General features: G+C 71.7%; 18 protein-coding genes. 16 read left to right on the top strand and 2 right to left on the bottom strand.

Going from position 1 to position 21,648, the window contains the following annotated elements; translation table 11 throughout:
- Positions 1–38: 38 nt before the first annotated feature.
- The 4 genes from ACFQ2D_RS14000 (at position 39) to rsfS (ending at position 2,863) form a co-directional block, all read left to right on the top strand.
- The gene (locus ACFQ2D_RS14000) at positions 39–554 is read left to right on the top strand and encodes an LPS-assembly lipoprotein LptE (RefSeq protein ID WP_386795683.1); all 516 of its coding nucleotides are present in this window, start codon (positions 39–41) and stop codon (positions 552–554) included.
- 13 nt (positions 555–567) lie between these two features.
- A complete protein-coding gene (holA, locus tag ACFQ2D_RS13995; RefSeq protein ID WP_280942503.1) occupies positions 568–1,638 on the top strand; it encodes a DNA polymerase III subunit delta in 1,071 nt (356 codons plus the stop codon).
- Between the two features lie 80 nt (positions 1,639–1,718).
- Positions 1,719–2,435, top strand: a complete 717-nt coding sequence (gene nadD / locus ACFQ2D_RS13990; protein ID WP_280942504.1) for a nicotinate-nucleotide adenylyltransferase — start codon at positions 1,719–1,721, stop codon at positions 2,433–2,435.
- 29 nt (positions 2,436–2,464) lie between these two features.
- On the top strand, positions 2,465–2,863 hold the full coding sequence (rsfS, locus tag ACFQ2D_RS13985; RefSeq protein ID WP_280942505.1) for a ribosome silencing factor: 399 nt from the start codon (positions 2,465–2,467) through the stop codon (positions 2,861–2,863).
- Positions 2,864–2,985: 122 nt separating this feature from the next.
- Here rsfS and ACFQ2D_RS13980 read toward each other — a convergent pair whose 3' ends face one another.
- Positions 2,986–3,624, bottom strand: a complete 639-nt coding sequence (locus ACFQ2D_RS13980) for an OmpW/AlkL family protein (protein WP_280942506.1) — start codon at positions 3,622–3,624, stop codon at positions 2,986–2,988.
- 171 nt (positions 3,625–3,795) lie between these two features.
- On the opposite strand from ACFQ2D_RS13980, the gene gap reads away from it, so the two are divergent.
- From gap to ACFQ2D_RS13955, 5 genes are all read left to right on the top strand, one after another.
- On the top strand, positions 3,796–4,797 hold the full coding sequence (gene gap / locus ACFQ2D_RS13975) for a type I glyceraldehyde-3-phosphate dehydrogenase (protein ID WP_280942507.1): 1,002 nt from the start codon (positions 3,796–3,798) through the stop codon (positions 4,795–4,797).
- Between the two features lie 120 nt (positions 4,798–4,917).
- A complete protein-coding gene (locus ACFQ2D_RS13970) occupies positions 4,918–7,659 on the top strand; it encodes a DUF2339 domain-containing protein (protein ID WP_280942508.1) in 2,742 nt (913 codons plus the stop codon).
- On the top strand, positions 7,656–8,996 hold the full coding sequence (locus tag ACFQ2D_RS13965) for a DUF3999 domain-containing protein (protein ID WP_280942509.1): 1,341 nt from the start codon (positions 7,656–7,658) through the stop codon (positions 8,994–8,996). Before ACFQ2D_RS13970 ends, ACFQ2D_RS13965 begins: the two co-directional genes overlap by 4 nt.
- A gap of 156 nt (positions 8,997–9,152) precedes the next feature.
- Positions 9,153–10,325 (top strand): phosphoglycerate kinase, encoded by a 1,173-nt coding sequence (locus ACFQ2D_RS13960; RefSeq protein ID WP_280942510.1) that lies wholly within the window; start codon positions 9,153–9,155, stop codon positions 10,323–10,325.
- Between the two features lie 136 nt (positions 10,326–10,461).
- The gene (locus tag ACFQ2D_RS13955) at positions 10,462–10,686 is read left to right on the top strand and encodes a DUF6289 family protein (protein ID WP_280942511.1); all 225 of its coding nucleotides are present in this window, start codon (positions 10,462–10,464) and stop codon (positions 10,684–10,686) included.
- 87 nt (positions 10,687–10,773) lie between these two features.
- On the opposite strand, the gene ACFQ2D_RS13950 is transcribed toward ACFQ2D_RS13955, so the two are convergent.
- The gene (locus ACFQ2D_RS13950; RefSeq protein WP_280942512.1) at positions 10,774–11,370 is read right to left on the bottom strand and encodes a GNAT family N-acetyltransferase; all 597 of its coding nucleotides are present in this window, start codon (positions 11,368–11,370) and stop codon (positions 10,774–10,776) included.
- An 86-nt stretch (positions 11,371–11,456) separates the two neighbouring features.
- Between ACFQ2D_RS13950 and pyk the strand changes: the two genes are divergently transcribed.
- The 7 genes from pyk (at position 11,457) to ACFQ2D_RS13915 (ending at position 21,473) form a co-directional block, all read left to right on the top strand.
- Positions 11,457–12,923 (top strand): pyruvate kinase, encoded by a 1,467-nt coding sequence (pyk, locus tag ACFQ2D_RS13945; protein ID WP_280942513.1) that lies wholly within the window; start codon positions 11,457–11,459, stop codon positions 12,921–12,923.
- A gap of 99 nt (positions 12,924–13,022) precedes the next feature.
- Positions 13,023–14,030: a class I fructose-bisphosphate aldolase gene (locus ACFQ2D_RS13940; RefSeq protein WP_280942514.1), complete on the top strand. Its 1,008-nt coding sequence runs from the start codon at positions 13,023–13,025 to the stop codon at positions 14,028–14,030.
- Between the two features lie 142 nt (positions 14,031–14,172).
- Entirely contained in the window at positions 14,173–15,261 is a 1,089-nt protein-coding gene (locus ACFQ2D_RS13935) for an efflux RND transporter periplasmic adaptor subunit (protein WP_342457130.1), read from the top strand.
- A gap of 3 nt (positions 15,262–15,264) precedes the next feature.
- Positions 15,265–18,399, top strand: coding sequence for an efflux RND transporter permease subunit (locus ACFQ2D_RS13930; protein WP_280942515.1), 3,135 nt, complete (start codon positions 15,265–15,267; stop codon positions 18,397–18,399).
- Positions 18,400–18,463: 64 nt separating this feature from the next.
- Complete coding sequence (locus ACFQ2D_RS13925) at positions 18,464–19,051, top strand: GNAT family N-acetyltransferase (protein ID WP_280942516.1); 588 nt, start codon at positions 18,464–18,466, stop codon at positions 19,049–19,051.
- Positions 19,052–19,168: 117 nt separating this feature from the next.
- Positions 19,169–20,602, top strand: coding sequence for an alanine/glycine:cation symporter family protein (locus ACFQ2D_RS13920; RefSeq protein ID WP_280942517.1), 1,434 nt, complete (start codon positions 19,169–19,171; stop codon positions 20,600–20,602).
- A 1-nt stretch (position 20,603) separates the two neighbouring features.
- Entirely contained in the window at positions 20,604–21,473 is an 870-nt protein-coding gene (locus tag ACFQ2D_RS13915) for a TrmH family RNA methyltransferase (RefSeq protein ID WP_280942518.1), read from the top strand.
- Positions 21,474–21,648: the final 175 nt, after the last annotated feature.

The following is a 21,648-nucleotide window of genomic DNA, read 5'->3' as shown; positions in this document are numbered from 1 at the left end:
CGCTTGCCGCCGTCCCCGGCCTCGGCCAGACTTCGGCGATGATCCGGACCTGCCTGCTCGCCGCCCTGTTCGCCCTCGGCCTTTCGGGCTGCGGCTTCCACCTCCGTGAGGCGCTGCAGGTGCCCGACGACCTGGGGCAGGTGCGGGTCACCGCGCGCGATCCCTACAGCGCGCTGGCGCTGTCGCTGGAGCGTTCCCTGCGCCACGCCGGCGTGGACGTGGCCGAGTCCGGTACGCGCGGCCGCCTGGCCGTGCTGGCGATCCGCTCCGAGCGCTGGGATTCGATGCCGCTGAGCCTGGACCAGTTCGGCCGCGCGCAGGAATACACGCTGCGCTACGCGGTGGTGTTCGCCCTGACCGACGCCAACGGCGACGAGATCGTGCCGCAGCAGGCGGTGGAACTGGCGCGCGACTACATCTCGGTGCCCACCGACCAGACCGGCACCGACACCGAAGCCGAGCTGCTCGGCCGCGAGATGCAGCGCGAGATGACGGCCGCGATCCTGCGCCGTATCGACGCGGCCACCCGCGAGCGCCGCCAGGCCGCGCAGTGAACCCCGTCCCGGCATGGAGCTGAAGCCCGAGCGCCTGGTCGCGCAGCTCGGCGCCGAGGCGCCGCGCGCGGCCTACCTGGTGGCCGGCGCCGAACCCCTGCTGGTCCTGGAAGCCGCCGACGCGATCCGCGCCCGCGCGCGCGAATGCGGTTACGCCGAGCGCGAGGTGTTCGACGCCGACGGCCGCGAGTTCGACTGGAACGCGCTGGACGCGAGCTTCCGCGCCCCCAGCCTGTTTTCCGCGCAGCGCCTGATCGAGCTGCGCCTGCCCACCGGCCGCCCCGGCAAGGAGGGTGCCGAGGTCATCGCCGGCTACTGCGCCGAGGCGCAGCGCGCGGCGAAGGACGGCGCCGGCGCGCCCGAGATCGTGCTGCTGGTGACCGCGCGCGAGTGGAGCCGCCAGCACGGCGGCAAATGGAGCGAGGCGATCGCCGGGGTCGGCCACGTCGTCCTGGCCAACCCGGTGCGCCCGCACGAACTCGAGGGCTGGCTGGAATCGCGCATGCGCCAGCGCGGCGTCCGCGCCGAGCGCGCGGCGGTGCAGCGCCTGGCCGAACGCGTGCAGGGCAACCTGCTGGCGGCCGCGCAGGAAGTGGACAAGCTGGCGCTGCTGGCGGGCGAGGGCACGCTGGACGCGGCGCGGATGGAGTCGCTGGTGGCCGATGCCGCCCGCTTCGACGTGTTCCGGCTGGTCGACGCCGCGCTGGCCGGGCAGGCCGCGCAGGCGGCGCGGATGCTGGCCGGCCTGCGCGCCGAGGGTGAAGCGGTGCCCGCGTTGATGGGCATGGTGGTGATGGAGCTGAACCGGGTCGCGGCCCTGGCGCGGGTGCAGGCGCGCGGCGGCAACCTCGCCGCCGAGTTCAAGGCGCAGCGGGTCTGGGATTCCAAGCAGGCGGTATACAAGAGGGCGCTGTCGCGCCACCCGGCCGCGCGCTGGGAGCGCTTCGTGGTGATGGCCGGGGCGGTGGACCGCATCGCCAAGGGCCGGGTGCGCAGCGGCGAGGAGCCGGCCGACGCCTGGCTGGCGCTGGAGCGGCTGCTGGTCGCGGTGGCCGAACCGAAGGCCGCGGCACTGGCGGGATGACACGCGGGGGCGCCTTGACCGCGCATTGCGCGCGCCCGGGCTAGGCTCCGGACGCGCATACCGCCGGACGACGCTCCCGCATGCCCCAGCAACCGACATCCCACGCCCCACCGCCGGTGCACCGGCGCGACCCGCTGCTGGTGCTCTACGGCGGCACGTTCGATCCGGTGCATCTCGGCCACCTGGCGATCGCCCGCGCGGCCCGCGACGCACTCGGCTGTCCGATCCATTTCATGCCCGCCGCCGATCCGCCGCATCGCCCCCCGCCCGGCGCCGATGCGTCGCAGCGGGCGGCGATGCTGTCGCTGGCGATCGCGGACGAGCCGGATTTCCACATCGACCTGCGCGAGCTGCGCCGGGAGGGTCCGAACTACAGCGTGGACACGCTGCGGGCGCTGCGCGGCGAACTCGGCGGCGCGCTGCCCGTCGCCCTGCTGGTCGGCGCCGACAGCCTGCTGGCCCTGCCCAGCTGGCGCGAATGGGAGGCGCTGTTCGGACTGGCGCATTTCGTGGTGGCCGACCGGCCCGGCAGCGGCCTCGACCGGCCCCTGCCGGCCGACCTGGCCCGGGCGCTGGAGGGGCGCTGGACGGAGGATCCCGAAGCGCTGCGGGCGCGGCCGGCCGGGCGCCTGCTGCGGTTGCACCAGCCGCTGCACCCGGCCTCGGCCACGCGGGTGCGGACGGCTGTCGCGGACGGCGGCCACTGGCGCGACCTGGTGCCGACGGCCGTCGCGTCCTACATCGAAGATCACGGCCTGTACGGCGTGCACGGGGCGCCGACCCCGCGGCCGGTATAATCGCGCCGCTACCGCCAGAGCCAGCGCCCTTGACCAGTTCCGCGCACGTCATCAAGACCCGCCTTCCCAACCCGCCGCCGCCCGCCGAGGTGCTGCTTCGCACCATCCACGCCGCGGTCGATTCGCTCAAGGCCAACGACGTCGTCGAGATCGACGTGCGCGGCAAGACCAGCGTCTGCGATTACATGGTGATCGCCTCGGGCACGTCGACCCGCCACGTGAAGTCGATCGCCGACGAAGTCGTACGCCAGGCCAAGCAGCTCGACTGCCAGCCGCTGGGCGTCGAAGGCGAGCGCGAGGCCGAGTGGGTGCTGGTCGACCTGGGCGACGTGGTGGTGCACGTGATGCTGCCGCGGGTGCGCGAGTTCTATGCGCTCGAACGCCTGTGGACGGTCGGCGACCAGCCGCCGCTCGCCAACGAAGGCTGAGCGGAGCGCCGCTGGCCGCCTGGCCTGCCGCCGGCGTGGGTCGCGCATAGAACAAACGCCCGGCAGGCGCGAGGCCTGCCGGGCGTCTCCTATCCGGCACCGTGGCGGCGCCGCCCCTGGACTCAGAACTTCACCACCCAGGCCACGCCGTAGACGCGCGGGTCGATGTTGGCGGTGCCGACCTTGACCCCGTTGACCTCGACGTCGCTGTCGATGTCGGCCCAGCGGGCGTCGACGCGGATCGCGCTGCGCTCGCTGATGGCGAAGTCCACGCCCACGTGCGCGGCCAGGCCCCAGGAATCGCCCAGCTTGAGGTCGGTACCGGACAGTGCGCCGGTGGTGTCTTCGCTGAAGAAGGTCGTGTAGTTCACGCCCAGGCCCACGAACGGCGTGGCCTTGCTGGCGTTCGCGAAGTGGTACTGCAGCGAGACCACCGGCGGCAGGTGCTTGGTGCTGCCGACCTTGCCCACGCCGCGCACCTCGATGTCGTGCTGGAACGGCAGGGCGGCCAGGACTTCGATGCCGAGGTTGTCGGCGATGAAGTACTCGGCGGTGATGGTCGGACGCACGCTGTTGCCGACCTCGGTGGGCGGCAGCGGGCCCAGGCCCAGGGCGGTGGCGTCGAGGCTGCCGTTGTCCGACCTGGGATCGACGTTGTGCACGCCCACGCCCAGGGTCCAGTCGCCCTTGGACTGGGCGGCGGCGGGCATGGCGATGGCGGCGGCCAGGGCCGCGAGCAGCAGGGTCGAGGTGCGCTTCATGTGTGTGGCTCCGTGTGGGGTGGCGCCAGTGTGTCGGCGCCATGACCGCGGCTCCTTGATCCGGATCATTGCAGGCGCAACCAGTCGCGCCGCGCCGGCGGCGCCGGAACGTCCCGGCCGGCCTGCTAGAATCCGGTACTTCTTCCAACCTGTTCCGGGAGTCCGCGCACCATGGCGATCAAGGTAGGCATCAACGGGTTCGGCCGCATCGGCCGCAACGTGCTGCGTTCGGCGGTCCAGAATTTCGGCGACATCCAGATCGTCGGCATCAACGACCTGCTCGAGCCCGATTACCTGGCCTACATGCTGCGCTACGACTCGGTGCACGGACGCTTCAAGGGCGACGTGTCGGTCGAGGGCAACACGCTCGTGGTCAACGGCAACCGCATCCGCCTGACCCAGGAGCGCGACCCGGCCAACCTGAAGTGGGACGAGGTGGGCGCCGAGGTGGTGATCGAATCCACCGGCCTGTTCCTCGACAAGGCCACCGCGCAGAAGCACCTCGATGCCGGCGCGAAGAAGGTGGTGCTCTCGGCGCCGTCGAAGGACGACACGCCGATGTTCGTCTTCGGCGTCAACCACGAGAGCTACAAGGGCGAGGCCATCATCTCCAACGCCTCGTGCACCACCAACTGCCTGGCGCCCATCGCCAAGGTGCTCAACGACAAGTGGGGCATCAAGCGCGGCCTGATGACCACCGTGCACGCGGCCACCGCCACGCAGAAGACCGTGGACGGCCCGAGCAACAAGGACTGGCGCGGCGGCCGCGGCATCCTCGAGAACATCATTCCCTCGTCGACCGGCGCGGCCAAGGCCGTCGGCGTGGTGATCCCTTCGCTCAACAAGAAGCTCACCGGCATGAGCTTCCGCGTGCCGACCTCGGACGTGTCCGTGGTCGACCTGACCGCCGAGCTGGAAAATCCGGCCAGCTACGAGGAGATCAAGGCCGAGATGAAGGCGCAGAGCGAAGGCGCGCTCAAGGGCATCCTCGGCTACACCGAGGACAAGGTCGTGGCCACGGACTTCCGCGGCGAGACCTGCACCTCGGTGTTCGACGCCGAGGCCGGCATCGCGCTCGACCCGACCTTCGTCAAGCTGGTGGCCTGGTACGACAACGAGTGGGGCTACTCGAACAAGTGCCTGGAAATGGTGCGCGTGGTCGCGGGCAAGTAAGCCCGCGGTAGCCGCATGCGATACCTGGAGCCCCGCAGTCGCGGGGCTTCTTGTTTTGGCGAGCCGGCCCGCTAAGGTGGCCGGCACTGCGCCGGGATCGGCGTTCCTGGGGATGGCGGAATGGAAGGTCTCCTGACCCTGCTGGCGCTGGCCGTGCTGGCGGTTCCCGTACTGCTGGTGGTCGCGCTGGTCTCGATCGGCGGACTCAAGCGGCGCGTGGGCGAACTGGAACTCCGGGTTTGCGAGCTGCGCGCGGCGGCAAGCCGGGGCGAGGGCGTGGAACGGGCTGCCGCATCCGCGGCCGCTCCGCCTGCGCCGGCGCCAGTTGCTGTCGCCGCTGATGTCCCGGACCCGGAGGTTGGCATCGAGGGCGTCCCACGGGGGGATGCCGACGCGGTGCATGATGAGGTTCCGGCGGTCGCGATGCCCCGCGGCACCGCCGATGCGCCGCCCCTATCCCAGGCGCAGGTTCAGCCGCCGCCCCTGCCTGCCGCGGCGCGCGCGCCTGCGCCGCAGCCTGCGCGTCCCGTGGTGCCTCCGCCCGCCGGTCCCGATCCCTTCGGCGTCGCGGCGCGTGCGGTCAAGCGCTGGTTCACCGTCGGCAACGTGCCGGTCAAGGTCGGCATGCTGGTGCTGCTGGCGGGCGTGGCCGCGCTGCTGCGGTACGCCAGCGAGCAGGGCTGGCTGCAACTGCCGGTCGAACTGCGCCTGGCGGGCGTGGCCGCCGCGGCGACGGCGGGGCTGGCGTTCGGCTGGCGCCAGCGCATGGCCAGGCCGGCGTTCGCGCTGGCGCTGCAGGGCGGCGCGATCGGCGTGCTGCTGCTGGTGGTCTTCGCCGCCTTCAAGCTCTACCACCTGTTGCCTGCCGGGGCGGCCTTCGGGCTGAGCGTGGTGCTGGTGGCCGGGGTGGGCGTGCTGGCGGTGCTGCAGGACTCGCGCACGCTGGCAGTGCTCGGCATCCTCGCCGGCTTCCTGGCGCCCATCTGGCTGTCCACCGGCAGCGGCAGCCATGTCGCGCTGTTCTCGTACTACGCGGTGCTCAACCTGGCGATCTTCGCGATCGCCTGGGCCAAGGCGTGGCGGGTGCTCAACCTGCTCGGCTTCGTCTTCACCTGGGGCATCGGCATCGCCTGGGGGGTGCTGGCCTATTCGCCGGCGCACCAGGCCAGCACCCAGCCGTTCCTGGTGCTGTTCTTCGTGTTCTACCTGCTGCTGCCGATCCTGTACGCGCGCAGGCGTCCGCCGCAGCGCCGCGACCTGGTCGACGGCTGCCTGCTGTTCGGCACGCCGCTGATCGCGTTCTCGCTGCAGGCGGCGCTGCTGGACGGCACGCGGCTGCCGCTGGCGTTCTGCGCGCTGGGCCTGGCCGTCGTGTACGCGGCGCTCGCGTGGACGCTGCGCCGGCGCGAAGGCTACGCGGTACTGGCGCAGGCGCATGCGCTGCTGGCGCTGGGCTTCGCCACGCTGTCGGTGCCGCTGGCGCTGTCGGCGCGCGCCACCGCCTGCGTGTTCGCGCTCGAGGGCGCGGCGCTGGCCTGGCTGGGGCTGAGGCAGCGGCGCCTGCTGCCGCAGCTGGCGGGCGCCGGGTTGCAGCTGGCGGCGGCTGCGGCGTACGCACTCGGCATGCCCGCCCTGGTCCCGCCGGACGTGCAGGCGCTGGCCAACCCGGCCTTCATGGGCGCGCTGCTGATCGCGCTGGCAGGCTTCGCCAGCGCGTGGACGTATCGCGATCGTGGGCATGAGCGCATCGCGCTGGCGTACTACGCATGGGGCCTGGCCTGGTGGGCCGGCAACCTGTTCCACGAGATCGAGGCCTTCGTGGCGGGCGATGCGCGGCTGGCCGCGCTGCTCGCCGCGACCGCGCTGACCGGCTGGCTGGCGGGCGAAGTGCATCGCCGGCGGCCGGCGCGCGCGCTCGCGGCGACGACCCTGCTCGCGCTCGCCTCGGCCATCCCCTTCGCGCTGGCACAGACTGCCGTGCATGGGCATCCCTTCGCCAGCGCCGGGGGGTGGGCGTGGCTGGCGTACGCCGCGCTGGGGGTGCGCAGCCTGCAGTGCCTGCGTGGCGACCATGACCGCGTCGGCGATTGGGCCCAGTTCGCCTGGTGGCTGGCGTGGCCCTCGGTGCTGGCGCTGTTCGCGGAATGGATGTCCGAGCGCTTCGGCCTGGCGCAAGGCTGGACGCTGGCGGCGGTCGCGCTGCCCTGGATCGTCCTGCTGGCGACATCGATGTGGCGCTGGCGGTGGCTGCGCGCACCGCGCGGTGCACGCTTCGATGCGATGCGGCCGGCGCTGCAGCTGGTGTCGTTCGCGCTGCTGGCGCTGTGGTGGCTGTCCGGCCTGCTGGCGCCGGCCAGCGCGGATCCGTTGCCCTGGCTGCCGCTGCTCAACCCGCTCGAACAGGTGCAGGCGCTCGTGCTGGCGCTGCTCGCGCGGTGGCTGTGGTCGGACCAGGCACCCGGCGTACTCGCGTCGATGCGGATCGCGCTGCTGTCGGCCGCCGGGTTCGCCCTGGTCACCAGCATCACCCTGCGCGCCGTGCACCACTGGGGCGGCGTGCCCTGGGACGAGGCGCTGGTGGACACCAAGCTGGCCCAGACCAGTCTCACCGTGGTCTGGAGCCTGCTGGGGGTGATCGGCTGGATCGCCGGTTCGAGGCGCGGCCAGCGCATGCTGTGGCTGGCCGGCGCGGTGCTGATGGGCGTGGTGCTGGGCAAGCTGGTGCTGGTCGACCGTCAGCATCTCGGCGACCTGCTCGGCATCGGCTCGTTCATCGCCTACGGAGTGCTCTGCACCCTGGTGGGCTATTTCGCGCCTGCGCCGCCGCGCGCGGCGCAGGCCGCCCAGGAGCAGCCGGCATGAGTCGCGTCCATTTCGCGCTTGCAGCGGGGCTGCTGGCGACCGCTCCGTCGGCATCCGACTATGCCACGCAGTGGTCGCTGGACCTCGCCGGCGCGGACGCCGGCGCCTACGCGGTGGTGCTCGACGACACGGTGTACAGGCAAGCGCGCACGCCCGCGCTGGCCGACGTGGACGTGCTCGATGCTGCCGGGGCGACGGTGCCTGCGCAGCTGATGCGGACAGGCGACGGCGGGCGCGGCGAGCCGCCGCGCGTGCCGCTGCGCTGGTTCGCCCTGCCGGATGCGCGCGACCGGCAGGACCGCTGGTCGATGGCGGTCGAACGCGCCGCCGACGGCAGCGTGCTGCGCGTGCAGGCGGCGGACGCGACCGGCGGCGGTGCGACGGCGGAGGCCTGGCTGGTCGATGCCAGCGGGCTCGATGCGCCGATCGAAGCGCTGCACCTGGAATGGGCCGCGGGCGAGGATGGAATCGACCGCGCCTACCGGGTCGAGGCCAGCGACGATCTGCGCGCCTGGCGCCCGGTGCAGGCGCAGGCGCAACTGGTGGACCTGGCGCGCGCTGGCGAGCGCCTGCTCCAGCGGCGCGTGCCGGTCGGAGCCGATGCGCGCTACCTGCGGCTGCTGCCGGGACAGGGGCAGGGCAGTCCGCGCCTGCAGTCGGTGCAGGCCGAACTGGCCTCGCCCGACCGGCGCGCGCCGCTGCAGTGGCGCGAACTGGAGGGAACGCCGCTGCAGGAGCCGGCTGCCACGGCGCGGCTGTTCGAACTCGACGGCCGCTTTCCCGTCGAAGTCGCCGACCTGCAGTACGCGGGCAATGGCACCGGCCAGTGGCGGCTGTACAGCCGCGAACACGCGGACGCGTCGTGGACGCTGCGCGCGGGGCCCTGGGTGGCCTACGCCATCGGCAGCGGCGAGGGCGCCAACCGCTCCGCGCCGCAGCCGCTGACGGGCATCACCCGCGATCGCCAGTGGAAGCTGGTGGGGGCGCGGAACGACGCGTCGACGCCGCGCCTGCGCCTGGGCTGGCGGCCTGAGGCGGTGGTGTTCATCGCCGCGGGGACGCCGCCGTACCGGCTGGTCGCCGGCAGCGCCCGCGCGCAGCGCGCGGGGGCTCCGGTCGCGCAGTCGCTCGAGGCGATCCGCGCCACCCGCGGTCCCGCCTGGCAGCCGGGCCTTGCCACGCTCTCGGCCTCGCGGGTGCTCGCCGGAGCGGACGCGCTGCAGCCGCCGGCACAGCCGCGCGACTGGCGCGGCTGGCTGCTGTGGGCGCTGCTGGTGGGCGGTGCCCTGCTGGTGGCGGCGCTCGCGGCCAGCCTCCTGCGCAAACCCCGGGCCTGATCGGTCGCCGCTGCAACGTTTGCCTGCCGCGCCTGCGGCATCGACAATGCGGGCCCGCACCGGCGTTGCGTCGCCCGCGCCGTCGCCGCATCCGCCCCACCACGCCGCCACCGCTTACGCGTGGCGGCCCCGCACAGCGAACCCGAGCGAGACTCCATGCCCATCCAGCGAATGACCGACCTCGACCTTGCCGGCAAGCGCGTGCTGATCCGGCAGGATCTGAACGTGCCGATCGACAATGGCCAGATCACCTCCGAGCAGCGCATCACCGCCTCGATCCCGACGCTGCGCCTGGCGCTGGAGCAGGGCGCCGCGGTGATGGTGACCTCGCACCTGGGCCGGCCGAAGGAAGGCGAGTGGAGCGAAGAGGATTCGCTGGCGCCGGTGGCGCGCCGGCTGGGCGAACTGCTCGGCCGCGACGTGCCGCTGGTGCGCGACTGGGTCGATGGCGTGCAGGTCGAACCCGGCCAGCTGGTGCTGCTGGAGAACTGCCGCATGAACCCCGGCGAGGGCAAGGACGACGAGACCCTGTCGCGCAAGTACGCGGCGCTGTGCGACGTGTTCGTGATGGACGCCTTCGGCACCGCGCATCGCGCGCAGGCCTCGACCCACGGCGTGATCCGGTTCGCGCCGGTCGCCGCCGGCGGGCCGCTGCTGATGGCCGAACTCGACGCGCTGGCCAAGGCGCTGGAGCAACCGGCGCGGCCGCTGCTGGCCATCGTCGCCGGCAGCAAGGTCTCGACCAAGCTCGAACTGCTGTCCAACCTGGTCGGCAAGGTCGACCAGCTGATCGTGGGCGGCGGCATCGCCAACACCTTCATCGCCGCGCAGGGCCTGTCGGTGGGCAAGTCGCTGCACGAGGCGGACCTGCTCGACACCGCGCGCGAGATCCTGGACAAGGCCGCGGCGCGTGGCGCCGACATCCCGGTGCCGACCGACGTCGTGGTCGCGCCGCAGTTCCATCCCGAGGCGCAGGCCACGGTCAAGCCGGTGGCGGAAGTCGGGGCGGACGACCTGATCCTCGACATCGGCCCGGACACCGCCGCGCGCTACGCCGCGATGATCGCGGGCGCCGGAACCGTGGTCTGGAACGGGCCGGTGGGCGTGTTCGAATTCGACGCCTTCGGCAAGGGCACCGAGGCGCTGGCGCGCGCGATCGCCGGATCCAGCGCGTTCTCGATCGCCGGCGGCGGCGACACGCTCGCGGCGGTCGACAAGTACGGCATCGCCGGCGAGGTGTCCTACATCTCCACCGGCGGCGGCGCCTTCCTCGAATTCCTGGAAGGCAAGACCCTGCCTGCGGTGGCCGCGCTGGAGGCGCGCGGCTGATCCCACGAAGGTTTCCGTAACATCCGCTTCATCGATCGCTGATCCGGCCGGCGCGAAGCTGCGCGCCGGAGCAGGGGCACGGATCGCCATCGCGGCGATCCGTTCACCAAGGGAGACAAGCGCGATGGATATTTCGATGCGGAACCTGAAATGCGCGGCGCTGGCCGCATGCCTGGTGGTCGGCCTGGGCGCGGCGGCGGCCGCCGGGGCCGAGGAAGAGGCCAACTGCTGCTACCCGGGCTCGGTGATCTACTACGACGAGGCGGGCGCCGTGGTCGGCGTGCGCATGTTCGGCTGCGGCGACCCGGGCTGGGGCGTGGTGACCCGGCGGTCGCGCACGGTCAACGGCTGCGTCATGTAGCGGTCGACAGGATCGCGTCCGGAAACGGCCCCGGATCCCGGGCCGTTTCCGTATGCGATGGCCCTCGGGCGATATCCGCTGCAGCGGTCAGCGCCGGCGCGGCGGGCCCGGACTCCATTCGTGATGGAGCAGGCCGAAGATCTCGGAGTCGGCCGCGCGTCCGTCTATGAGGAAACGCTGGCGCAGCAGTCCCTCGCTGCTGAACCGGAGCGACAGCAGCAGCCGGCGCGAGGCCTCGTTGCGCGGATCCACGTCGGCCTCGATGCGGTGCAGGCCGAGGCTGCGGAAACCCCAGCCCAGCGCCAGCGATACCGCTTCGCGGGCGAGGCCGCGACGCCACTGGTCCGGATGCAGCGCGTAACCGATCTCGGCGCGGCGATGGCGCGCGTCGAAGCGGTACAGGGTGCAGCTGCCGATCGCGCGATCGTCGTCGCGCGCGGCCACCAGCCAGTCGATCGATTCGCGCCGCGCGAATCCGTCCTGCATCTCGCCGATCCTGCCTTCGGCCTGCATACGCGACCGCATGGGCGCGCTGCTCCAGTAGCGCATGACCTCCGGATGGGAGAACAGCGCGAACACCGCATCGGCATCGCCCGGGCACGGGTCGCGCAGGCGCACGCGCCGTCCTGCCAGGACAGGAAATCCCGGCAGTCCATCGAGGCGTGCGTGGATATCGGAGGACATGTGCGATATCGCCATCGGGCTCGGCTAGGATACGGGGCTTCTCGCGATGCGCATCGCGATCCTTACTCCTGCAACGGATCCTGTCCATGTCCGAACACCGCCGCCGCACCCGCATCCTCGCCACGCTCGGTCCGGCAACCGATCCGCCCGGCGTGCTCGATGCCATCTTCCGCGCCGGGGTGGACGTGGTGCGCCTGAACTTCTCGCACGGCGACCCGGCCGGACAGATCGCGCGTGCCGAGGCGGTGCGCGAGGCGGCGGCCCGCGTCGGCGTCGAGGTCGGCATCCTGGCCGACCTGCCGGGCCCCAAGATCCGCGTCGAGCGGTTCGCCGAGGGCAAGGTGTCGCTGAAGGCGGGCGACCGCTTCGACCTGGTGGCCAGCGAGGATGCGCCGCCCGGCACCCGGCACGAGGTGGGCGTCAGCTATCTCGGCCTGCCCGGCGACCTGTCGCCCGGCGACGTGCTGATGCTCGACGACGGCATGGTCCAGCTCAAGGTCGAGCGCATCGAGGGCCAGCGCATCGTCAACACCGTGCTCAACGACAGCGTGCTGTCCGACCGCAAGGGCCTCAACAAGCTCGGCGGCGGCCTGTCGCTGGGCGCGCTCACCGAACGCGACCGCGAACTGATCGGCATCGCCGCGCAGATCGGCGTCGACTTCATCGCGGTGTCGTTCTGCCGCAACGCCGCCGACATGGAGGAAGCGCGCAGCATCGCGCGTTCGCACGGCAGCGATGCCGCGCTGGTATCCAAGGTCGAGCGCGCCGAGGCGATCGAGAACCTCGCCGAGGTGATCGACGCCAGCGACGTGGTGATGGTGGCGCGCGGCGACCTGGGCGTTGAGATCGGCGATGCCGAGCTGCCGGGCCTGCAGAAGAAGATCATCCGCGAGTCGCTGGCGCGCAACAAGGTGGTGATCACCGCCACCCAGATGCTGCAGTCGATGGTCGAATCGCCGATCCCGACCCGCGCCGAAGTGCTGGACGTGGCCAATGCGGTGATCGACGGCACCGACGCGGTGATGCTCTCGGCCGAGACCGCCGCCGGCCATTTCCCGGTGCGCGCGGTCGAGGCGATGGCGCGCATCTGCATGGGCGCCGAACGCCAGTTCAACCACGATACCGACTTCGAAAAGGCGCAGCGCGGCCTGCAGCACGCCGACCAGGCGATCGCGATGGCCGCGATGTTCCTCAGCGAGCACATCGGCGTGGCCGCGATCGTGGCCATGACCGAATCGGGCGGCACCGCGCGGCACCTGTCGCGCTTCCGCGCCGGCCCGCCGATCTACGCGTTCTCGCGCCACGCCGGCGCGCGCCGGCGCATGGCGCTGATGCGCGACGTGTTCCCCACCGACTACGACAGCCGCGGCCAGACCCCGCGCGAGGCCGCGCGCGGCAGCATCCGCCTGCTGGTCGAGGCGGGCGTGCTCGACCCCGGAAACCGCGTCGTGTTCACCAGCGGCGAGCACATGGAAACCCATGGCGCCACCAATACCCTGCGCCTGCTGCAGGTGGGCGAGGACGGCCGCGCCGAAGGCCTGGGCGAGCTGTAACCCTTGCTGCAAAGGCGCGCCGCGACCACCGCGGTGCGCCTGTCGCTGCGGGGCGCGGGGATATAATCGGCGCCTTTCCGCAGTGGCCGACCCGACACGATGAGCATCGAGACGCTCGCCGAAACCGCCCAGGCGATGATCGCGCCGGGCAAGGGCATCCTGGCGATCGACGAGTCGACCAGCACCATCTCCCGGCGGTTCGAAGCGCTGGGCATCGCCAGCAACGAGGCGAACCGCCGCGCGTACCGCGAACTGCTGCTGACCACGCCACGGCTGGCCGAGCACGTCAGCGGCGCGATCCTTTACGACGAGACCATCCGCCAGGCCAGCCGCGACGGCGTGCCGTTCGCCAGGCTGATGGCCGATGCCGGCATCCTGCCGGGCATCAAGGTCGACAAGGGCACCCAGCCGCTGGCCGGATGCCCGGGCGAACTGGTCACCGAAGGCCTGGACGGCCTGCGTCCGCGGCTGGAGGAGTACTACAAGCTCGGCGCGCGCTTCGCCAAGTGGCGCGCGGTGATCTCGATCGGCGACGGCACCCCATCCGGGACCTGCATCGATTCCAACAGCCACGCGCTGGCGCGCTTCGCCGCGCTGTGCCAGGAGCAGGGGCTGGTGCCGGTGGTCGAGCCGGAGGTGCTGATGGACGGCACCCACGACATCGAGGCCAGCTACGAGGTGCACGAGGTGGTGCTGCGCTCGCTGTTCGACGCGCTCTACCAGCACAGCGTCGCGCTGGAGGGCACCATCCTCAAACCCTCGATGGTGCTGCCGGGCGCCGACAGCGGCGAGACCGCCACCGTCGAGGAAGTCGCCGAAGCCACCCTGCTGTGCCTGAAGTCGACCGTGCCGGCGATCCTGCCGGGCATCGTGTTCCTCTCCGGCGGGCAGGGCGACCGGGCCGCCACCGCCCATCTGGACGCGATGAACCGGATGGGCCCGCATCCCTGGACGCTGTCGTTCTCCTACGGCCGTGCGATGCAGTCGGCCGCGCTCAAGATCTGGTCGCAGGACCTGCAGGGCAACGTGGCCAAGGCGCAGGAAGCGGTATTCGCGCGCGCACGCGACAATGGCCAGGCCGCGCTCGGGCGATGGGTCGCCGCCTGAACCACGCCTCGCGCCGGCGGGCGCAAACGCGCGACCGCGGCATCGGTTGACACGGTATCCGGATCGCTCACCCCCTCCTATGGCATGGGCCGTCTTCACCGGCCCCCGATAGAATCGGGCGGTTTCCTTCCCCGCAGTCGACATGCCCCCAGATTTCCGTTTCCCTTCGTTTCCCGTCCTGCTGGCCGGGAGCCTTTGCCTGCTGTTGTCCGCCTGCGGTGGCGAGGCCGCGCCCACCGGCCCGGGCCAGGGCGCGCCGACCGCGGTGGTCACCACCGAGGTGGCCAGGCTGCAGCCGTGGAGCGATACGATCTCGGCCCTGGGCACGGTCAAGGCCCGCGAATCGGTGACGATCACCGCCAAGGTCAGCGAGACCGTGGAGCGCGTGCATTTCGACAGCGGCGACGAGGTGCAGGCCGGCGCGCCGCTGGTCACCCTGTCGGGCAACCAGCAGCAGGCCGCGCTGGCCGCTGCCGAAGCGGCGGCCAAGGAAGCCGAGCAGCAGTACCGTCGCGGCACCGAGCTGGCCGGCCAGCAGCTGATCGCCCGCTCACAGCTCGATACCCAGCGCGCGACCCGCGACGCCGCCGTGGCGCGCGTGGCGCAGATGCGCGCCGACATCGGCGACCGCCGCATCCGCGCGCCCTTCGCGGGCGTGCTCGGCATCCGGCAGGTCAGCCCAGGTGCGCTGGTGACGCCGGGCACGGTGGTCGCGACGCTGGACGACATCTCCAGGGTGTATGTGGATTTCCCGGTGCCTGAAGTGCACCTGGCGCACCTGGCCCAGGGGCAGGCACTGGCCGGGACCAGCGTCGCCTGGCCGGGCGTGACGTTCGCGGGCGAGGTGTCGAGCGTGGATGCGCGCGTCGACGCGGCCACCCGCGCGGTGATCGTCCGCGGCGATTTCCCGAATCCCGAGCGGCGGCTGCGTCCCGGCATGCTGGTCCAGGTCGAGCTGTCGCGCCCCGCGCGCGAGGCCCTGGTGCTGCCGGAGATCGCGGTGGTTCAGGTCGGCCGCGACACCTTCGTCTGGCGCGTCAAGGCCGACGGTACCGTCGAGCGCGCCAACGTGCGCGTGGGCGAGCGTCGCGCCGGGCAGGCCGAGATCCAGGCCGGCGTCGAGGCCGGGGACCGCATCGTCGTGGACGGCACCGGCAAGCTGCGCCCCGGCATGACGGTCACCGACGCCGGCGGCGAGGCCCCGGTCCCGGCCGCCGCGCAGGAAGGCTGAGCGATGAAGCTGTCCGACGTCTCGATCAAGCGACCGGTGTTCGCGGTCGTCATCAGCCTGCTGCTGATCGTGCTGGGGCTGATGTCGTTCATGCGACTGACCCTGCGCGAGCTGCCGAATATCGATCCACCGATCGTGTCGGTGGACGTCACCTACCCGGGCGCGTCCGCGGCGGTGGTCGAGACGCGCGTCACCCAGATCCTGGAGGACGCGCTGTCGGGCATCGAGGGCATCAACACCATCCAGTCGAGCAGCCGCAATGGCCGCGCCGACGTCACCATCGAGTTCAACCTCAACCGCGACATCGAGGCGGCCGCCAACGACGTGCGCGACCGCATCAGCCGGGTCATGGACCGCATGCCCGACGAAGCCGACCCGCCCGAGATCGCCAAGGTCGAGGCCGACGCCGAGGTGATCGTCTGGCTCAACATGCGCTCCACGGCGATGGATACGATGGAGCTGACCGACTACGCCGACCGCTACGTGGTCGACCGGCTGTCGGCGCTCGACGGCGTGGCGCGCGTGCAGCTGGGCGGGTCGCAGCGTTACGCGATGCGCATCTGGCTCGACCGCGATGCCATGGCCGCGCGCGGGATCACCGCCACCGACGTGGAGAACGCGCTGCGCAGCGAGAACGTCGAGCTGCCGGCCGGCCGCATCGAATCCGAGTCGCGCGATTTCACCCTGCGCGTGGAGCGCGGTTACCGCCAGCCCGAACAGTTCGCGCAGATCCCGCTGCGCAAGGGCGAGGACGGCTACGTGGTGCGCCTGGGCGACGTCGCCCAGGTGGAGCTCGGGCCGGAGGAGCGTCGCGCCTACCTGCGCAGCAACGGCGTTCCGAACGTGGGCCTGGGCATCGTGCGCACCTCGACCGCCAACGCGCTGGATGTCGCCCGCGCGGCGCGCGCCGAGGCCGAGGTGATCCAGAAAACCCTGCCCGAAGGCACCGACATCTTCATCGCCTACGACGGCACCACCTTCATCGACGCTTCGATCAAGCGCGTCTACTGGACGCTGGGCGAGGCGATGGTGCTGGTGTTCCTGGTGATCTGGCTGTTCCTGGGCAGCCTGCGCGCCGCCGTCATTCCTGCAGTGACGGTGCCGGTGTGCCTGATCGCGGCCTTCGTCGCCCTGTACGCGTTCGGGTTTTCGATCAACCTGCTGACCCTGCTGGCGCTGGTGCTGTGCATCGGCCTGGTGGTGGACGACGCGATCATCGTGCTGGAGAACGCGCAGCGGCGCGTCGACCTGGGCGAGCCGCCGCTGGTGGCGGCGCGGCGCGGCACGGCCCAGGTCGCGTTCGCGGTGATCGCGACCACGGCGGTGCTGGTGGCGGTGTTCCTGCCGGTGGGGTTCATGGACGGCAACACCGGGCGGCTGTTCCGCGAACTGTCGGTGGCGCTGGCCGGTGCGGTCGCGCTGTCGGCCTTCATCGCGCTCACGCTCACCCCGATGATGTGCTCCAAGCTGCTGCGTCCGCACGGCAAGGCCACCGGCTTCAACGCCTGGATGAACCGTCAGCTGGCCCGCGTCAGCACCGGCTATGGCCGGCGCGTGGGGCGGCTGGTGGCGCTGCCCGGCGGCCGCCTGCTGGCGCTGGTGCTGGCGGCCATGGCCGCGTGCGCCGTGGTCGCCGCCCTGCTGTTCATGCGTGTGCCGAGCGAACTGGCGCCGGCCGAGGATCGCGGCCGCTTCTTCATCATGGTCGATGGACCCGAGGGCGCCGGCTTCGACTACACCGTCTCGCAGATCCAGCAGGTCGAGAAGATCGTGCTCGACGAGGTGGGCGAGGGCAAGCCGATCCAGCGCGCGAACTCGCGCGTGCCGCGTGGCTGGGGCGGCAGCGAGGAGATGCACACCGGGCAGGTGATCGTGTTCCTCGAGGACTGGGGCGTGCGCGAGCAGACCACCGACGAGGTGGTGGCCGGGCTGCGCCGCCAGTTCGCCGAACTGCCCGGCGTGCAGGTGCGCGCCAACGTGCCGGGCGGCCTGGTCGGCAGCCGCGGCCAGCGCTACCAGCTGGTGCTGGGCGGGCCCGATTACGCCGAGCTGGCGCAGTGGCGCGACCGCATGCTCGAACGCATGGAAGCCAACCCCGGCATCCAGGACCCGGACTCCGACTACAAGGAAACCCGGCCGCAGATGCGCGTGCAGATCGACCGCGCGCGCGCCGCCGACCTGGGCGTGTCGGTAACCGCGATCGGGCGGACGCTGGAAACGATGATGGGTTCGCGCCGGGTCACCACCTACGTCGACAACGGCGAGGAATACGAGGTGGTGGTGCAGGCCGGGCGCGAGGCGCGCATGACGCCCGCCGACCTGGCCAATACCTACGTGCGCGGCGGCGACGGTGGCCTGGTGCCGATGTCCAACCTGGTCACGCTGGAAGAAGTCGCCGAGCCCGGTAGCTTCAACCGCTTCAACCGCCTGCGCGCGATCACCATCAGCGCAGGCCTGGCCCCCGGCTACAGCATGGGCGAGGCGATCGAGTGGACCAACCGCGTGGTCGAGGAGGAACTGCCCGACTACGCGCAGATCGACTGGAAGGGCGAAACCCGCGAATACCAGCGCGCCGGTGGCGCGGTGCTGGTGACCTTCGCCATGGCGCTGCTGATCGTCTACCTGGTGCTGGCCGCGCAGTTCGAGAGCTTCATCCATCCGCTGGTGATCATGCTCACCGTCCCGCTGGCGGTGCTGGGCGCGCTGATCGGTCTGTGGGCGAGCGGCGGTACGCTCAACCTGTTCAGCCAGATCGGCATCGTGATGCTGGTGGGCCTGGCGGCCAAGAACGGCATCCTGATCGTGGAGTTCGCCAACCAGTTGCGCGACGAGGGCATGGGCGTGCGCGAAGCCATCGCCGAGGCCTCGGCGGTTCGCCTGCGCCCGATCCTGATGACCTCGGCGGCGACCGTGATGGGCGCGGTGCCGCTGGTGGTGGCGGGCGGGCCGGGTTCGGCCAGTCGCGCGACCATCGGCGTGGTGATCATCTTCGGCGTGTCCTTCGCCACGCTGCTGTCGCTGTTCGTGGTGCCCGCGTTCTACGCGCTGCTGGCCCCGTTCACGCGCTCGCCGGATGCGCTGGCGAAGAAGCTCGAGCGGCTGGAGGCGGAGACGGCGCCGGTCAGCGGGCACGCCTGACCGGCTGCGGCGACGCGCCGGTCCGTGAGAGGATCGGCCGTCTTTCCGCTGCGGAGGTCGCGAGATGGCGTGTCAGGACCGGACCCTGGCCGTGGCACCGGGCCTGCGCCTGCGCGCGTGGCGCGGCGACGATCTCGACGCGCTGGTGCGCCACGCCAACGATCCCCGCATCGCGCCCGGGTTGAGCGACCGCTTCCCGTCTCCGTACACGCGCGCCGACGGCGAGGCCTTCCTGGCCGGCGCGGTGGTCGACCTGTCCGACCCGGTGTTCGCGATCGAAGTCGAGGGCGAGGCCTGCGGCGGCATCGGCGCGCGGCCCTTCGCCGGCGAACGGGCGGTGGGCGCGGAATTCGGATACTGGCTGGGCCATGCGCACTGGGGACGCGGACTGATGACCCGGGTGGTTGCCGCGTTCGTGCCATGGGTGATGGACGCGCTGGCGCTGGAGCGGCTGCAGGCCACCGTGGTCGATTTCAACCAAGGCTCGGCCCGGGTGCTCGCGAAGAACGGCTTTGTCGAGGAGGGCGTGCTGCGCAGGGCGGTCCGCAAGCAGGACCGCATCCATGACCTGCGGCTTTTTGCGCGCCTGCGCCGGAACGGGTCGGCCGCCACCGGGTCCGCGGCGCGACCGGAGGACGTCGTCGGGGACTGACTGCGGGCCCGCGTTGCCGGCGGGGGTGTGGCCGCGGGGCAAATCGGTTTATCGTGCGCCCTTTCGTGCGCCCGCCGTCCGGCTGGAGCATGGACCGACCGGAGGGGAGGAGTCTTCGTGGAAGCATTTCTGGACTGGCTGAACGGCATCATCTGGAGCAAGGCGCTGATCGCACTCTGCCTGGGCGCGGGACTGTGGTTCTCCATCCGTACGCGTTTCATGCAGCTGCGCAGCGTTCCGGAGATGATCCGGCTGCTGCTGTCGGGCAAGTCGTCGCAGGCGGGCGTGTCCTCGTTCCAGGCGCTGGCGATCTCGTTGTCCGGCCGCGTGGGCATCGGCAATATCGCCGGCGTCGCCACCGCCATCGCCTTCGGTGGCCCCGGCGCCGTGTTCTGGATGTGGGTGATGGCGTTCCTGGGCGCCTCGACCTCGTACGTCGAATCCACCCTGGCGCAGATCTACAAGGAAAAGGACGACGAAGGGCGCTATCGCGGCGGCCCGGCCTATTACATCGAGAAGGCGATGGGGCAGAAGTGGTACGCGTGGCTGTTCGCCATCTCCACCATCGTCGCCACCGGCTTCTTCCTGCCAGGCGTGCAGTCCAACGGCATCGCGGCGGGCCTCGACAACGCCTGGGGCATCGCGCCCACCGTCACCGCCGCCGGCGTGGTCCTCGCGCTCGGCTTCATCATCTTCGGCGGCGTCAAGCGCATCGCGCGCTTCGCCGAGTTCGTGGTGCCGTTCATGGCGCTGGCATACATGCTGGTAGCCTTCGTGATCATGGTGCTCAACGCCGAGCAGGTACCGGCGATGGTGTCGCTGATCTTCCGCAGCGCCTTCGGCATGGAAGCGGGTTTCGGCGCGCTGCTGGGCCTGGCGGTGGAGTGGGGCGTCAAGCGCGGCATCTACTCCAACGAGGCGGGCCAGGGTACCGGTCCGCACGCCGCGGCCGCGGCCGAGGTGTCGCATCCGGCCAAGCAGGGTTACGTGCAGGCGTTCTCGATCTACGTGGACACGCTGCTGGTGTGCTCGGCGACCGCCTTCATGATCCTGTCCACCGGCATGTACAACGTGGCCTCGCCCGAAGGGACCGCCCTGGTCGAAGCGCTGCCCGGCATCGAGGCGGGCCCGGGATTCGCGCAGGCGGCGGTGGAATCCGTCATGCCCGGTTACGGGGCGGGCTTCGTGGCCCTGGCGCTGCTGTTCTTCGCGTTCACCACGATCGTGGCCTACTACTACATGGCCGAGACCAACATCGCCTACATCAACCGCAAGGTGCACCGGCCCTGGATGACCCTGGTGCTGCGGGTGGCGATCCTGCTGGCGGTGATCCTGGGCGCCGTGCGTTCTGCCGGCGCGGCCTGGACGCTTGGCGATATCGGCGTCGGCGTGATGGCATGGCTCAACATCGTCGCCATCCTGATCCTGCAGAAGCCGGCGCTGGTCGCGCTGCGGGACTACGAGCGGCAGAAGCAGGAAGGCGTCGATCCGGTGTTCGACCCAGACGCGCTCGGCATCCGCAACGCCGATTTCTGGCGTAGGCGCGATTGAGATGAGCAGGCGTCCGCCACCGGGCCCCGGGCGCGACACGCCCTGGGGCGCGCGCGGCCGCGATGCGGCTGGACCGGCGCGCGAATCCCGTCCGCCGCGGGAACGCGCATCGGCGGCGGAACTCCCGGCGCGCAGCACGGAGTTGCGGCTGTACGGCATGAACGCGGTCTGCGCCGCGTTCGCCCGCCGACCGCAGGCCCTGCGCAAGCTGTACCTGGCCTCCGGGCGCATCGGCCAGCTGCAGCCGCTGCTGAAATGGTGCGTGGCCAACCGCATCGGCTACCGGGTGGTCGAGGATTCCGACGAACTGCGTCGGCTGGCGGCGAGCACGCACCACGAGGGCGTCGTGGCCGACGTGTTGCGCGAGCCCTCGCTCGCACTCGGCGACTGGCTGGCGGCGCTGCCGGAAGGCCCGTGCTGCGCGCTCTGGCTGGACGGGGTCGGCAATCCGCACAACCTTGGCGCGATCCTGCGCTCCTCGGCGCATTTCGGCGTCGCTGGACTGCTCCTGCCCGAAGCCTCCACGCTCGCCCTCTCCGGTGCGGCCGCACGCGTGGCCGAGGGCGGGGCGGAAGCGGTGCCGCTGGTGGACATGGGGCCGCCGGACGAGGCGATCGCCACGCTGCGGACGGCGGGATTCGCGCTGGCCGCCACGGTGGTTCGCGAGGGCGGCGACCTGTTCGCGACCGCGCTGCCGCGACGCCTGGTCTACGTGCTGGGCGCCGAGGGCGAGGGCATGGGCGAGGCGCTGGCGCGCGCCTGCGACCTGCGCCTGTCGATCCCGGGCACGGGCAAGGTGGAAAGCCTCAACGTCGCGGCCGCCACCGCGGTGCTGCTGGCGCAGTGGGCGGGACGCGCGGGCGCGGGCTGAGTCCCGCACGGCAGGCGGTCGTCCGACCGGTCCCCGCCATGGAGGGCCGACTTGGAAACGCGGGCAGGCCGATTGTCGCTTCGCAGCCCGGCCTTCCGCACGCGATACGGTGGTGAAGGGGATGCTGCCCTTGCGGCCCACGTGCCGGCCCGACGTGGCGCACCTGCGTGGGACC

It is taken from the genome of Luteimonas composti (assembly GCF_042678665.1).
In the GTDB taxonomy this organism is placed as follows: domain Bacteria; phylum Pseudomonadota; class Gammaproteobacteria; order Xanthomonadales; family Xanthomonadaceae; genus Luteimonas; species Luteimonas composti.
This window is presented reverse-complemented; position numbering and strand designations above follow the sequence as displayed.